The sequence below is a fragment of the Paraburkholderia denitrificans genome (assembly GCF_042655705.1).
GTDB classification, from domain to species: Bacteria; Pseudomonadota; Gammaproteobacteria; order Burkholderiales; family Burkholderiaceae; genus Paraburkholderia; species Paraburkholderia denitrificans.
This window is the reverse complement of sequence record NZ_JBHSMP010000003.1, coordinates 78,079-91,462: the sequence shown is the minus strand read 5'-3', so window position 1 is coordinate 91,462 and position 13,384 is coordinate 78,079. Positions and strand designations below refer to the sequence as shown.

At 61.8% G+C, this 13,384-nt stretch carries 12 protein-coding genes and 1 pseudogene; 9 read left to right on the top strand and 4 right to left on the bottom strand.

Annotated elements, in window-relative coordinates; genetic code table 11:
- Positions 1-511: 511 nt before the first annotated feature.
- Positions 512-745 carry a DUF2249 domain-containing protein gene (locus tag ACFPTO_RS00800; RefSeq protein WP_293040461.1) on the top strand — a complete coding sequence of 78 codons (234 nt, stop codon included), beginning with the start codon at positions 512-514 and terminating at the stop codon, positions 743-745.
- Positions 745-2,085 carry a hypothetical protein gene (locus ACFPTO_RS00795; protein ID WP_377708726.1) on the top strand — a complete coding sequence of 447 codons (1,341 nt, stop codon included), beginning with the start codon at positions 745-747 and terminating at the stop codon, positions 2,083-2,085. Before ACFPTO_RS00800 ends, ACFPTO_RS00795 begins: the two co-directional genes overlap by 1 nt.
- A gap of 71 nt (positions 2,086-2,156) precedes the next feature.
- On the opposite strand, the gene ACFPTO_RS00790 is transcribed toward ACFPTO_RS00795, so the two are convergent.
- From ACFPTO_RS00790 to ACFPTO_RS00775, 4 genes and pseudogenes are all read right to left on the bottom strand, one after another.
- Positions 2,157-2,675: a hypothetical protein gene (locus tag ACFPTO_RS00790; protein WP_377708724.1), complete on the bottom strand. Its 519-nt coding sequence runs from the start codon at positions 2,673-2,675 to the stop codon at positions 2,157-2,159.
- Positions 2,676-2,914: 239 nt separating this feature from the next.
- Positions 2,915-3,385, bottom strand: coding sequence for an Rrf2 family transcriptional regulator (locus ACFPTO_RS00785; protein WP_377708723.1), 471 nt, complete (start codon positions 3,383-3,385; stop codon positions 2,915-2,917).
- A gap of 586 nt (positions 3,386-3,971) precedes the next feature.
- A pseudogene (locus ACFPTO_RS00780) lies at positions 3,972-4,208 on the bottom strand (DUF2249 domain-containing protein); the annotation flags it as partial.
- Positions 4,209-4,694: 486 nt separating this feature from the next.
- A complete protein-coding gene (locus ACFPTO_RS00775) occupies positions 4,695-5,651 on the bottom strand; it encodes a LytR/AlgR family response regulator transcription factor (protein ID WP_377708722.1) in 957 nt (318 codons plus the stop codon).
- 49 nt (positions 5,652-5,700) lie between these two features.
- Here ACFPTO_RS00775 and ACFPTO_RS00770 point away from each other — a divergent pair, with 49 nt between their 5' ends.
- The 7 genes from ACFPTO_RS00770 to ACFPTO_RS00740 are packed head-to-tail and all read left to right on the top strand — an operon-like array spanning position 5,701 to position 13,350.
- Positions 5,701-6,579, top strand: a complete 879-nt coding sequence (locus ACFPTO_RS00770) for an FAD binding domain-containing protein (RefSeq protein WP_377708720.1) — start codon at positions 5,701-5,703, stop codon at positions 6,577-6,579.
- A 19-nt stretch (positions 6,580-6,598) separates the two neighbouring features.
- Complete coding sequence (locus ACFPTO_RS00765; RefSeq protein WP_377708719.1) at positions 6,599-7,129, top strand: (2Fe-2S)-binding protein; 531 nt, start codon at positions 6,599-6,601, stop codon at positions 7,127-7,129.
- 17 nt (positions 7,130-7,146) lie between these two features.
- Positions 7,147-9,561, top strand: a complete 2,415-nt coding sequence (locus ACFPTO_RS00760; protein WP_377708718.1) for an aerobic carbon-monoxide dehydrogenase large subunit — start codon at positions 7,147-7,149, stop codon at positions 9,559-9,561.
- A gap of 30 nt (positions 9,562-9,591) precedes the next feature.
- The gene (locus ACFPTO_RS00755; RefSeq protein ID WP_377708716.1) at positions 9,592-10,215 is read left to right on the top strand and encodes an SRPBCC family protein; all 624 of its coding nucleotides are present in this window, start codon (positions 9,592-9,594) and stop codon (positions 10,213-10,215) included.
- 8 nt (positions 10,216-10,223) lie between these two features.
- Positions 10,224-11,120, top strand: a complete 897-nt coding sequence (locus ACFPTO_RS00750; protein ID WP_377708714.1) for an AAA family ATPase — start codon at positions 10,224-10,226, stop codon at positions 11,118-11,120.
- Positions 11,114-12,310: a vWA domain-containing protein gene (locus ACFPTO_RS00745; RefSeq protein WP_377708712.1), complete on the top strand. Its 1,197-nt coding sequence runs from the start codon at positions 11,114-11,116 to the stop codon at positions 12,308-12,310. Before ACFPTO_RS00750 ends, ACFPTO_RS00745 begins: the two co-directional genes overlap by 7 nt.
- The gene (locus ACFPTO_RS00740; protein WP_377708711.1) at positions 12,307-13,350 is read left to right on the top strand and encodes an XdhC family protein; all 1,044 of its coding nucleotides are present in this window, start codon (positions 12,307-12,309) and stop codon (positions 13,348-13,350) included. The genes ACFPTO_RS00745 and ACFPTO_RS00740 overlap by 4 nt, the downstream gene beginning before the upstream one ends.
- Positions 13,351-13,384 lie beyond the last annotated feature (34 nt).

Here is a 13,384-nt window from a genome sequence, read left to right as displayed (position 1 = left end):
TCCGCTGTTTGAAGGGATTGGATCGCAGGAAAGTTGTGTTCGTCCGTAGCGGCCTGCGATGTCGTTAAACATGTACGTCGAATGCATGTTTAACGACATGATAAGACGTAGACGCGTTATATGCAAAGGAACCGTTCATCCCCGGCACTGCCCCGCAGACAGCAAAAATTAAATAAAACAAATGGTTACGGTCGCCTGGATGGTTGACTGCGCACCGGCTGTGCCAATTCGCCACATGGCTTTATAAAGTTTCGTGCCCAGAACCCTGCGCAAGCACATTCCCGGCAGCGCGTCTTTAAGGCATCAGCCGGGCGTTGGAGTGGAGCATCGGCAAGCGGCTGCTGGCGGGAGTGGCCTTCGCTAACCTCAGGTCAGACAATCGACGCCCGCAAGCGATTGATGTGAACAATACGAACAAGGTTATAGGCGGAATTCACGCTCGCGTCTGCTATTCTCTTCAGGCGCCGCATACTTCGACTTCGGCGGAACGCACTAGCGGATGCAGCAAAACATGGAACCTGAAGCGCGTGAAATAGTGCTCGATGTTTGCGGACTGCAACCACCCGAGCCGATGGAGCAGATCATGTCGGCGCTGGGCACACTCGAGCATGGGTGGCATCTGCGTGTCATCATCGATCGCCAGCCTTTTCCCCTCTACTCAATACTTGAGCGAAGCGGTTACGAACACAGTACGCGTGCGTTCGACGCTCATCGCTTTGAAATTCGCATCTGGCGGAATGCCTGATGCGGCGTGCGCTATCGCTCGACAGTTCGCCGTCTTTGTCGGCGCCGCTCCGATTTTTCATTAGTGCGCCAATCTACGTCTTGATCGCGGGTGGCCTGCTGCTTTGGAGCGGGCCGCTTGCGCTGGCGTCGCGCTGGTCGCCATTCGCGCTCGCGCTCACGCACCTCTTTACGCTAGGCGCGTTGGGTAACGCGATGCTCGGCGCGCTCGTCCAGATTCTGCCCGTCGCGACGGGCATACATGTTTACCGCCCCGTCGTCACCGCCACCGTAGTGCATGCTTTGCTTACGATCGGCGCGCTCTCGCTTTCCACGGCTTTTGTTTTGTCGGTCCCGGCGCTTTTCGCCTTGAGCGCCGTTGTGCTCGTCGGCGCTTTTCTCTGGTTCCTCACAGCGTTCGTCGTCGGTTTCTTTCTGAGCCGTAAAAACCGCCAGAAAGGTTCCGAGGATGTCCTGCTGTCGACGCGGCTTGCCCTCGGCTCGCTCTTCGTTACCGTTGTCGTCGGCGGTATGCTCGCGGGTGCGATGTCGGGTGCTTACACGCTTCCACTGCAGCGCTTTACCCATATTCATGTTGTCTGGGGATTGTCAGGCTGGATCGGGCTCCTCGTGGCGGGCATTGCCTACCAGGTTATCCCGATGTTTCTCGTGACCGAGCCGTATCCGCTTGCATTCACGCGGTGGTTCGCCCCGGGTGTATTCGGCCTGGTTCTAGTACTGTCGCTCGCGGCCGGCTTCTTGCCGGATGATCGCGCAACTGTCGTGCAACCGCTCGTCGGCAATACGCTGGGTGCGGCATTCACGGCGCTGGGCGGCATGACGCTCTATCTGCTGGCAACGCGCAAGCGTGCGCAGGCAGACGCCACGACGCTGTTCTGGCGTCTTTCCATGGCGAGTCTCGTCTGTTGCTGGCCTGCGTGGTTTCTCGCAGCCAATACCGGTCGCGCAGCCTGGTTCGTGACGTTCGGTGTACTCGTGCTGGTGGGTTTTGCGTGGTCCGCCGTCAACGGCATGCTCTACAAGATCCTGCCGTTCCTGCTTTGGTACCACTTGCAGGCGTCGTTGCCGATGCCGATGAACATCGTGCCAAAAGTAAAGGACATCATTGAGGACCGCACGGGGAAACGGCAATTCGCCGCTCACCTCGTTGCAGTGCTGCTACTCGTCGCGGCAAGTCAATGGCCGGCGCCGCTCGCACGCGTAGCGAGCCTTGCGTTGATCGTATCGGCGGTATGGCTGGGCGTGGTTATCGTGAACGCGCTCAAGTGCTATCGGCGCGTCAGCCTTCTTATCGAATCGAAATTTGCCAAGCCGGCTGCAGATGCACGGCGCCCGGAATAGGGATGCCGTAACCGGATCGCCTGCCTGGAAATGATTTCCGGCAGGCTGTTTCTCTTTCAGTTTGCTTTCTATTAAAGGCAGTCCGGCAAGTGTTCGTGCCGCAGCCGCGCGCGAAGAAATATGAACGGAAACTCACGAAGGCGCGCATTCGCTCGACGTAACGAGTCAATGGCAAGCGAGAGCGGATTCACATTCCCGTATCGCGCCAAGGCCTGTGCAAACCGGACGATTTCGTGGCGTTCTACCTTTCGGTCCGGCTCTGTTCGCAGCGATTCGAGTGTGCGCGATATCCCGTTTTTCGGCATGAAGCCAAAGGCGAGACACAGCATGTGAATCGCGTCATAGAGATCGGCATTGAGACCGATCATGTCCGAGCGAGGATCGACTGGCGCGCGTCTGGCCGCTCGCGAGCGCACGAACGGATCGAAAATGGGCAACAGAGGTCTGCCGAACCCGCGCAGTATCTTTTCCGCGCAGTGATTTTCCGCGAAGAACGTAACCGCCGCGCCGCCTTCGCGTGGCAGCGCCTCAAGGTAGTAGTAGCTCCCGTCGTCGGAAACAGGGCCGCACGGCAGCTGCTGCCCGGGCATGTTTCTGAAGTGAGCGAGTGGTGTAACGTAGTGCGTCTCCCAAACGCCACGGACATGGGGTTGATCGTGTAGCCGTCGCATTGTCGTTTACTCGAAAGTCCGTCGCACGCATATAAAATTAGAATTGCGACGGTTTTTAGTATTGCTATGTGTTTTTGTTGGCCTGCCGTTCTTCAACGGTGAACGGCCGCCGAACTACCACCTGCCGTTACTGGAACTCGACCAGTTCAACCCGATACTTACCCGCGCGTGAGCGGCACCAGTGGAATAACCGTTGGCGCCCCTGAAAGCAGGCGTGCCAGAGTCTGTGGCTCAATCGCAAGATCCGCCAACGTATATTCGTCAAGAACGGCCATGTATGCGCGCGATGCACGCTCCAGCATGCCGCGCAAACCGCAAGCCGGTGTGATGGTGCATTTGTTTTCCGCGGCATTGAAGCATTCGACGATGCGGAAGTCCGGTTCAGTCGCACGCACGACGGAGCCAATGGTAATTTCGTTGGGCGGGAGCCCCAGACGCATGCCTCCCATACGGCCTCTCGTCGTGCTCAGATAACCGGCGCGGCCGAGCGTATGAACGATCTTGCCAAGGTGGCCGCGCGCAATGCCCAGTGAGTCGGTCAACTCCTGAATCGTGGCGAGTTCCTCGCCGCGTGCTGCGACGTAGGTCAGAACCCGCAGGCTGTAATCGGTAAAATCAGTCAGTCTCATGAATCACCTTATGAAAGCGTCCTGTTTGCAACAGTTTTCGTGTGTTTGAACAGACAGGTTGGGCTGTATTTCCATGTCCGCGTAGCCACTGTGCTCCCATGGAAATGGACTGCCTCGCGCCTTGCTCCCTTCTCGAGCCAAAATTTCTACGACTCGCTCAGGTTTAGCGATTCACTGCTCCTACGTGAGTTGCCATCACATTCGATTGCTGCACAGTATTTCGGTATCCATGCCGTGCAGAAAAGAAATCGATTCAATCGCGCGAACCACGAGTACGGAAGTGGTCAATGAACTTCACCCGCGCAATCGCGTTGTTCGCGATCGGCGCAGGTTTCCTGCTAGACACAACACAACTGGAATCTGCCTTCCCTTGTTCTTGCGTTCAGGGGAAGTACACGTTTACCCCAGCTTGCTTACGAGGCGCCGGATACGGTCAGTCTGCCTACTGGCGATGAGCCGATCTGGCGCTTTCAATATCTTTGTTGCCGACTTAGCTGCCGCAACCTGCGCCGCCAGCGCCGCAACCGCAGCCGGAGCCCGAAGACGACGACTGGCTGGACGTCGCGGCTTCCTCGCCGGTGACGGCGATCACCATATCGATGACGACGCCTTGTGCGCCACGCTCGACGTACTGGATGCGCACCTGATTGCCATAACGCTGCTGGATCTGATTCAGCAGCGGCAGGGGATCGTGGTCATTGATGAAGCGCATCGTGTCGCCTTGCTCGAGCGATTCGAGGGCACCAAAAATCGCAGCGTGGCGGAAGCGCTTTGCAATGCCTCGGGCATCGAACTGGAATACGTTGAGCTGGGTGACGGTCATGGGGACTCCGGTGAAAAAAATAGTGCTTATTGGTGCACTGCGTAAAAAATAGTGACTGCGTTACGGATGTTGGGGGCGGGTTTCGCGAAACGGAACTGCTTCAAGATGCCGCAGGGCCGGTGCTGCATGGCTGCCCTGTGTCAATTTGGCCTGAGACACGCCGGTGGTCGGCGTGCCGATGGCGCATCTACGGTCTTGTAAAGCATCGAGTTGCAGGAAAGTGCCCATCCGGTGGTCTGATGGAAGCCATATTAAAACATTCATCAAGCGTACATGTTAACCTGGATCATAGATTACAAGTGCATTCGTTGCAAACAGTAAGGTGGGACAGATGCTCGCAGTGGCGCGCGAGCGTGACGAACCGAGGAATCCGGTTGCTTCTGTGGCGCAGGCTTTATAGGGGTCTGAATGGTGCGGATGCATCTATCGAGTCATGCGCGCGTTTTGCGGACGCATCGCGCGCACCTCCGCTAAACCCTGCCGCTTTCATATCACCCCCAGCAGCTCTTTTAACTGCACCGCACGGGAGCGGCTTACCGGCACCACACTTCGTTCAACGTCATCCATCACGAGATTCAGATTTTCGTCGGCTTTAACCAGTTCGACGGCGAACGGCAAGCTCACGATATGGCTGCGGTGCACGCGCAGGTAGACGCTGCTGTCCAGACGCAATTCCAGATCCGCAAGCGACAGGTTAGACAAATAGCGGTCGTCGCGCGTAACGATCGTCGTGTAGTGGCCGTCGCCCTGGAAGCGCACGACATTCTTCAGGTCGATCAGAATCACGCGATTCTTGCGAAATACCGGAATCTTGAAGAGACGCCGCGGCGGCGTTGTCATCCCGGTGAGCACGCCCGGTGAGGGTTCCGTCGCGAGATCGGTGAGATCGTAATAGAACATGCAGGTGCCGCACGAGCCGTGCGGGCCCGACATGTGCGACGCCTTGATCATGAGGACGTGATCGGCGACGCCGATCAACACCGCGGGCAGCGGCGAATCTGCTTCGCGACCGCTCGCGTCGCCGGACTGCAGCAGATCACGCAGTTTGGCGCGGCTTCGGGCCGGGTGTAACCGCACGACGTCCATGCCGAACAGCGTGTCGCGATCCATGCCGGGCGACTGCTCGTCTACGGTGCCGAGAATCCGCAGCGCGACGTCGTTAAATGCACTGACGCGTCCTTCTGCATCGAGCCATACCACGCCCGGACTGAACTGCTCCAGCCGGTGCTGGAATGTCACGGCGTCGCGTGTGTCGGGAGTGGACAGGGTGTGAGGGGGCGGCTTCATCCAGGATTCTCCCTGATGCGCCCGCTGCTTTGTGCATGGCGTCATCCGTGCGGGAGGCGGTGCTTCCGTTTTATGTCGTTTCCTCTTTTCAGGCAAGTTTTCCGGCCTTTGGCGAAGGCCCGCAACCGCTCGCGAATTCACATTGAATTGCTGCATTGCATTGTGAAATCCTCGACTTCATGCGGATAACAACAAGGAGTCTGATGTGATTCCTCGACCCTTCGAATATCACGCACCTCGAACCTTGCACGAGGCACTCGCATTGCTCGGCGAGCATGGCGAGACGGCGAAACTGCTCGCGGGCGGCCACAGCCTGTTGCCAATGATGAAGCTGCGTTTCGCGCAACCCGATCATCTGATCGATCTCGGCGGGCTTGCCGAACTCAAAGGCATCCGCGAAGAGAACGGCGCGCTGTGGATCGGCGCAATGACGACCGAAAACGAACTGATCTGGTCTGAACTGGTGCAGGCGCGTTGCCCGCTGCTCGTCGAGGGCGCGAGGCAGATTGCCGATCCTCAGGTTCGTTATCGCGGCACGCTGGGCGGCGATCTTTCGCACGGCGATCCCGCCAACGACCATCCCGCGCTGATGATCGCCCTCGATGCTTCGTTCGTCCTGCAAGGCGCGGACGGCGAGCGCGTGGTGTCTGCCGACGGTTTCTTTGTCGGCGCCTACGTGACGCTGCTGTCCCCCGGGGAGATCATGACCGGCATCCGTATTCCGGTTCCCGTGGCCAACACCGGCTATTGCTACGCGAAGCTCAAGCGCAAGACCGGCGACTTCGCCACTGCCGCGGCCGCCGTGACGTTGCGCGTCGCGGACGGCAACGTCGAGCACGTTCGCATTGCTCTGACGAATGTCGGCGACACGGTGATCCGTGCGGTGGATGCCGAGCGGGCGATGACCGGCAAGCCATTCGACGCACATGCGCTCGACGAAGCCGCCCGGCTCGCGATGGCGGCATGCAATCCAGCGCCCGATCTGCGCGGCGACGCCGACTACAAGCGCGCGATGGCAGGCGAGATGACCCGCAGGGCGCTCAACACTTCATACGAGCGTGCGGCTGGCGCGACACGACCCTGAGCGGCGAGGAGATCACAACATGGCCAGCAAGACGATGGTGTCGTTCACGCTCAATGGCGGCGAAGTCGATGTCGTCGTCGAGCCGCGGGAGCTGCTCATTCACACGCTGCGCGAGAAATGCCGGCACACGGGGCCGCACATTGGCTGCGAAACATCGCATTGCGGGGCATGCACGGTCGATTTCAACGGCATGTCCGTGAAATCGTGCACGCTGTTGACCGTGCAGGCGCAAGGCGCGGATATCCGCACGGTCGAAGGGCTCGCGCAAGGCGGTGTATTGCATGCGCTGCAGGAGGGATTCATGCAGGAACACGGCCTGCAATGCGGCTTTTGCACGCCAGGCATGTTGATGCGTGCGTACCGCCTGCTACAGGAGAATTCCGATCCGGATGAAGCCGAGATTCGCTACTGGATGGCCGGGAACCTGTGCCGCTGCACGGGTTATCAGAACATCGTGAAGGCCGTGCAATACGCGGCGCGCAAATTGCGCGGCGAAGCGGTCGAAAGCTCGCATCCGCTGATCGCGGCGGATTCGGTGCACGCGCAATGACCACCGGGAGAAACGTCATGGGCGATCAAGACGCCAATCTCGACCGGCTTGCAGCGCTGGAAGGCATGGGCTGCTCGCGCAAGCGCCGCGAGGATCCGCGTTTCATTCAGGGCAAGGGTACGTACGTAGACGACATCGTCATGCCGGGCATGTTGTTCGGCGCGATGGTGCGCAGTCCGTATGCGCATGCGCGCGTAAAGCGCATCGACAAATCGCGCGCGCTAGCGCATCCGGGCGTGCACGCGGTGCTGAGCGCCGACGATCTGAAGCCGCTCAAGCTGCACTGGATGCCCACGCTTGCAGGCGATGTCCAGGCCGTGCTCGCTGACGAAAAAGTCTGCTTCCAGAATCAGGAGGTGGCGTTCGTCGTTGCCGACGACCGCTATGTGGCCGCCGATGCAGCCGAGCTTGTCGAAGTCGAATATGAGGAGCTGCCGGCGCTTGTCGATCCGATGCGCTCGCTCGAACCCGATGCGCCCGTGATCCGCGAGGATATCCGCGACAGGAACACCGGCGCGCATGGTGCGCGCAGACATCCCAATCATATTTTCACGTGGACGATGGGCGACCGCGACAAGACTGACCGCGTGTTCGAAAGCGCCGACGTCACGGTGAAGCAGGACATTCTGTATCCGCGCGTGCATCCCTGTCCGCTCGAAACATGCGGCTGCGTCGCATCGTACGACAAGGTGCGCGGCGATCTCACGGTCTACATCACATCGCAGGCGCCGCACGTCGTGCGTACGGTCGTCGGGCTTTTGTCTTCGATTCCGGAATCGAAAATCCGCATTATTTCGCCCGATATCGGCGGCGGTTTCGGCAACAAGGTGGGCGTGTATCCGGGCTACGTGACTTCGATCGTCGCGTCGATCGTGCTCGGGCGTCCCGTGAAATGGATCGAGTCGCGCAGCGAAAACCTCTCCACCACCGCGTTTGCGCGCGACTATCACATGACCGGTGAACTCGCCGCCGACAAGGATGGACACATCAAGGCACTGCGCGTGCATGCGGTGGCCGACCATGGCGCGTTCGATGCGTGCGCCGATCCGACGAAATGGCCCGCCGGCATGTTCCATGTCTGCACGGGTTCGTACGCGATTCCGAATGCGTTCGTTTCGGTCGACGGCGTCTACACGAACAAGTTTCCGGGTGGCGTTGCTTATCGCTGCTCGTTTCGCGTGACGGAGGCGGTGTACGTGATCGAGCGGATGATCGACGTGCTCGCGCAAAAACTCGGCATCGACAAGGCCGAGATTCGTCTGCGCAACTTCATCCGCAAGGATCAGTTTCCGTACGCCACGCCGCTTGGCCTCGAATACGATTCCGGCGACTACGAGACCGCGTTCAGGAAGGTGCTCGCCGCGGTCGATTACGACGCGTTGCGCGCGGAGCAGGCGCAGCGCCGCGCCGATCCGGACGCGGAGTGGCTGATGGGCATCGGTGTCGTGAACTTCACGGAGATCGTCGGAGCGGGGCCGTCGAAGATGTGCGACATCCTCGGCGTCGGCATGTTCGACTCGTGCGAGATCCGCGTGCATCCGGACGGCTCGGCCATCGCGCGCATGGGCACGATCACGCAGGGCCAGGGGCATCAGACCACCTATGCGCAGATCATCGCCTCGGAGGCCGGGATTCCGGCATCGCAGATCGCGGTCGAGGAAGGCGACACGTCTACTGCGCCGTACGGGCTCGGCACGTACGGTTCGCGTTCGACGCCGGTGGCAGGCGCGGCGGTCGCCCGCGCCTCGCGCAAGATTCGCGAGAAAGCGCGCAGGATTGCGGCGCACCTGCTCGAAGCGAGTCCCGACGACGTGGAGTTCGATCTGGACCGCTTCGTCCTGAAGGGCTCGCCGGATCAGTTCAAGACGGTGAAAGAGGTGGCCTGGGCTGCGTATAACGACGTGCCCGAAGGGATGGAAATGGGCCTTGAAGCGGTGGACTATTACGATCCGCCGAATTTCACGTTCCCGTTTGGCGCGTACGTGTGCGTGCTCGACGTGAACCGCTACACCGGCGAGATCCGCGTGCGGCGTTTCTACGCCCTCGACGACTGCGGCACGCGCATCAACCCGATGATCATCGAAGGCCAGATTCACGGCGGATTAACGGAGGGCTTCGCGGTTGCGCTCGGCCAGGCGTTGCCTTACGACGAATCGGGCAATCTGCTCGGCGCGACGCTGCTCGACTATTTCGTGCCGACGGCAATGGAAACGCCGCATTGGGAAACCGACTTCACCGTGACGCCGTCACCGCATCATCCGATCGGTGCGAAAGGTGTCGCCGAATCGCCGCACGTGGGCTCGATTCCGTGTTTCACGGCGGCTGTCGTCGATGCATTCGCGCATCTCGGCGTCACGCACATGGACATGCCGCACAGCGCGTACCGCGTGTGGCAGCAATGCCGCGAACTCGGTCTGACGCGGCCCGTTTAAAGCGATTTGCGGCACGCGGGAGGGACGTAAATGAAAGTCGTACTCGACAAGGCTTTCCCGCTTGCTGCGGGTGCGGACCTTGCCTGGCAATTGATGCAGGATATCGAAGCCGTGGCGGGTTGCATGCCGGGCGCGAAAATCACCGAGCGCGTTGACGACACGCATTACAAAGGCACGATCACGGTGAAGCTCGGGCCTGCGACGATGGCGTTTAAAGGCGACATCGAAGTGCTGGCGCTCGATGTCGCCACGCGCAGCCTGCACCTGCTTGGCAAGGGCACGGATTCGACCGGCAGCTCGGCGGCAACGATGGATCTCTCGGCCGCTGTGCAGCCCGAGGGTGAGACATCCACGCTCGCGGGCAAGAGCGAGGTTACGATGAGCGGCAAGGCGGCCGCAATCGGCGGCAGACTCATGGGACCGGTGTCGGAGCAACTGCTCAAGCAGTTCGTCGCGAACTTCGCGGCGCGGCTCGACGCGATGAAGGCGCAGCAAGCCGCATCCGGCGCGACGGATGCGAATGCCTCGACAGCATCGGCTGCACAAGCGACATCGCCCGCACAACCCGCCGAACTCAACGGGTTCGCGTTCTTCTGGGCGATGATTCGCGACTGGCTGCGCGGGCGTTTCTCGCACAAGGCGCCCGGGCGTTGAGTCGCATCATGGCGCCGACCGACCGCATGCCTGATGTCGTCACCCTGCAGGCGAGGCTCGCGAATCACGGCTTCATCGCCGAGCGCAGTTTCGCAGCCGCGCTGCTACTGACGATGGAAATGCGCCGCCCGCTGCTGCTCGAGGGCGAGGCGGGCGTCGGTAAAACCGAAGTGGCGAAAGCGCTTGCCCGCTTGCTCGACGCACCGCTGATCCGGCTGCAATGCTATGAGGGACTCGACGCGCACACAGCGCTTTACGAGTGGAATTACGCGCATCAACTTCTGGCGATCAAGTTGTTCGAGCAAGATGCGCGACCGCTGCGCGACAAGGAGCAGGACATCTTCTCGGAGCGCTATTTGCTCAAGCGCCCGCTGCTCGAAGCGATCACGACAACGCCCGCGCCCGTGTTGCTGATCGACGAGATCGACCGTACCGACGAAGCCTTCGAAGCCTATTTGCTCGAGTTGCTTTCGGATTTCCAGATCTCGATTCCCGAACTCGGCGTGATCCAGGCGACCGAACGGCCCTACGTGATCCTCACCTCGAACGGCACACGCGAAATCTCGGATGCGCTGCGCCGCCGCTGTCTCTATCAATACGTCGACTATCCGTCGTTTCAGCGCGAACTGATGATCGTGCGCATCCGTGTCCCCGAAGCGCCGGAAGCGCTCGCGCGCCAGGTCGTCGAATTCGTTCACGCGGTGCGGCAGATGGCGTTGCGCCGCAAGCCCGGTCTCGCCGAGACGCTCGACTGGGTGGCGGCGCTGCTGCGCCTTGGCGTGAGCGCGCTCGATGAGGACGGCATCGAGCGCGTCATGGATTCCCTCGCCGCACTCGTGAAAACGCGCGAGGATCAGGCCGGGCTCACGCGGCCTGTCGTCGAAAAGCTGGTGGCATCATGTTGAGCGGTCACGACCGCGCTGCTCAAACGCACGCTCCCGATCTCGCCGATGCGCTCCTCAAGCGCTATGCCGGCTTCGCGGGATGGTTGCGCGCGAACGCATTTTGCGTGACGAGCGCCGACGTTGCCGATTCAATGGAGATCGCCCGGCGCATGGGCCAGTTCGACCGCGATCTGCTGCGCTGGAACCTGCGTGCGCTGCTGTGCTCGCGTGCGCAGGACTGGCGGCGTTTCGACGATCTGTTCGACGCGTACTTCCTTGCGCCGAACCGGCATGACTTCGCTGAAGTGCGCGCGGGCGGCGCAGGGCCGCTCACGCGCGACGAGACAGGGCACACGCCGCCCGACGCAGGCGAGGGCACGCCGGTCTCTCTTGCGGGACGCGGCGGCGCACCGGGCGAGGGCGCGACGGCTGACGAAGGCGCCACGCAGGCCGATTCGCTCGCGCTCGCGGACTTCCGCCATCTGAACGATCGCACCGAGCTGTTCGCCATCGATGCCGCGATTCGCCGCTTCGCGCTACGCCTGCGCGGCATCGAAACGCGCCGCGAGCAGCGTGCGAACGAAGGACGCGTCATCGACTTGCGCTGGACGATCCGCCGCAGCGTATCGCGCGGCGGCCTGCCGATCGACATCGGCTGGCGGCGCAAGCGGCGACAGCGCCCACGTATCGTGCTGATGCTCGACGTGAGCCGCTCGATGAGTCTCTACAGCTTCTTCCTGCTGCGGCTTGCGCGTGTGCTCGGCGAGCACTTGCCCGACGTGCACAGCTTCGTCTTCCATACGCAGCTTGTCCGCGTCGACGCGGCGCTGCGCGATCCCGATCCGCAGCGCGCGCAGGAACGTCTGCATCTGATTTCCGAGGGCTGGGCTGGCGGCACGCGCATCGGCGAGAGTCTCGCCGCATTCAACCAGCTTTACGCGCCGCGCCTGCTGCATGCGCGCACGGCGGTCGTGATCGTCAGCGATGGCTATGACGCGGGCGATCCGGCGCTGCTCGGCGAATCGCTTGCCGCAATCCGGCGGCGCTGTCATTCGCTGGTATGGCTCAATCCGCTCGCCGGACGCCCGGGGTTCGCGCCGGTCAGCGCGGGCATGCAGGCGGCGCTGCCGCACCTCGATCTGTTCGCGGGCGTGCGCGATCTTGCAAGCCTCGAACGCGTTTTTCCTCACATTCTCGGTGCGCTGCAATGAATGCCGACACTACCGAAACCGTCACGAGCACAGAAGGCCTGCTGATGCTCGAACAGCAACTGATCGCTGCGGGCGCACCGTTCGCCGTCGCGACCGTGATTCGCGTCTCGCCGCCAACTTCGACGCAGGTTGGTGCGCAAGCGCTGGTGGAAGGCAACGGAACTTTGCATGGATGGATCGGCGGCGGTTGTTCGCAGGCAATCGTGATCGAGGCTGCGCGCCAGGCGATGCGCGCCGGTCAGCCGAGGCGCGTGCGCATCGGCAACGAACCCTCCGCGCACGATCCCGACGTCGAAGCGCACGCCATGCCGTGCGCGAGCAACGGCGCGATGGAGTTGTTCATCCAGCCGACCGTTCCGGCGCCGCTCGTGGTCGTGTTCGGTGCGACGCCTGCCGCTCAAGAGGCCTGCGTGCTCGCGCAACGCGTGGGATTTCGCACGTGTGTCGCGGCCGACATCGTGCGTGAGGGCGCGTCGCGCTACGACGCCGCGGCGCTCGACCGGGCGGGCGCGTCGTTCGCGCTGATCGCGACACAAGGCGACGGCGACGAGGATGCGCTCGAAGCGGCATTGCGCAGCGGCGCAGCGGCGGTGCTCCTCGTCGCGAGCCGCCGCAAGGCCGGGCGGCTGTGCGAGACGATGCGCCTGCGCGGCATCGACGACGCAAGACTGGCCGCACTGCATGCGCCAGCGGGGCCTGCGATTCACGCGCACACGCCGCAGGAGATTGCGCTTGGCGCGGTGGCCGGGCTCGTCGCGTTGCGGCACGAACTGGCGCAAGCCGCGGCGCTCGCGCGCCAAGGCGAGGTCGCCACGGAAGCCGTGCCGCCGCTGCCGCCGTGCGAGGCAATCGGTGCGACCGGAGCCGATGCGGGGCGCTACGTCAATCCGGTGTGCGGCATGAGCATCGAGATCGCGAAGGCATTGCACGTGGTCGACTATGCCGGTCAAAAGGTGTATTTCTGCTGTGACTGCTGCAAGTCCGAATTCGAGCGTGCGCCCGAGCGCTACCTTGCTGCCGCGTCGCAACGTTCCGATTAACGACATGAGCGGGGCCGATAAAAATAATGGATAG

What these genes read in the sequence shown, in the direction of transcription:
- ACFPTO_RS00795 (WP_377708726.1), top strand. Translation starts at nt 745, where the DNA reads ATGCGGCGTGCGCTATCGCTCGACAGTTCGCCGTCTTTGTCGGCGCCG.
- ACFPTO_RS00750 (WP_377708714.1), top strand. Translation starts at nt 10,224, where the DNA reads ATGGCGCCGACCGACCGCATGCCTGATGTCGTCACCCTGCAGGCGAGG.
- ACFPTO_RS00790 (WP_377708724.1), bottom strand. Translation starts at nt 2,675, where the DNA reads ATGCCCGGGCAGCAGCTGCCGTGCGGCCCTGTTTCCGACGACGGGAGC.
- ACFPTO_RS00740 (WP_377708711.1), top strand. Translation starts at nt 12,307, where the DNA reads ATGAATGCCGACACTACCGAAACCGTCACGAGCACAGAAGGCCTGCTG.
- ACFPTO_RS00800 (WP_293040461.1), top strand. Translation starts at nt 512, where the DNA reads ATGGAACCTGAAGCGCGTGAAATAGTGCTCGATGTTTGCGGACTGCAA.
- ACFPTO_RS00755 (WP_377708716.1), top strand. Translation starts at nt 9,592, where the DNA reads ATGAAAGTCGTACTCGACAAGGCTTTCCCGCTTGCTGCGGGTGCGGAC.
- ACFPTO_RS00760 (WP_377708718.1), top strand. Translation starts at nt 7,147, where the DNA reads ATGGGCGATCAAGACGCCAATCTCGACCGGCTTGCAGCGCTGGAAGGC.
- ACFPTO_RS00775 (WP_377708722.1), bottom strand. Translation starts at nt 5,651, where the DNA reads ATGCAGCAATTCAATGTGAATTCGCGAGCGGTTGCGGGCCTTCGCCAA.
- ACFPTO_RS00785 (WP_377708723.1), bottom strand. Translation starts at nt 3,385, where the DNA reads ATGAGACTGACTGATTTTACCGATTACAGCCTGCGGGTTCTGACCTAC.
- ACFPTO_RS00765 (WP_377708719.1), top strand. Translation starts at nt 6,599, where the DNA reads ATGGCCAGCAAGACGATGGTGTCGTTCACGCTCAATGGCGGCGAAGTC.
- ACFPTO_RS00745 (WP_377708712.1), top strand. Translation starts at nt 11,114, where the DNA reads ATGTTGAGCGGTCACGACCGCGCTGCTCAAACGCACGCTCCCGATCTC.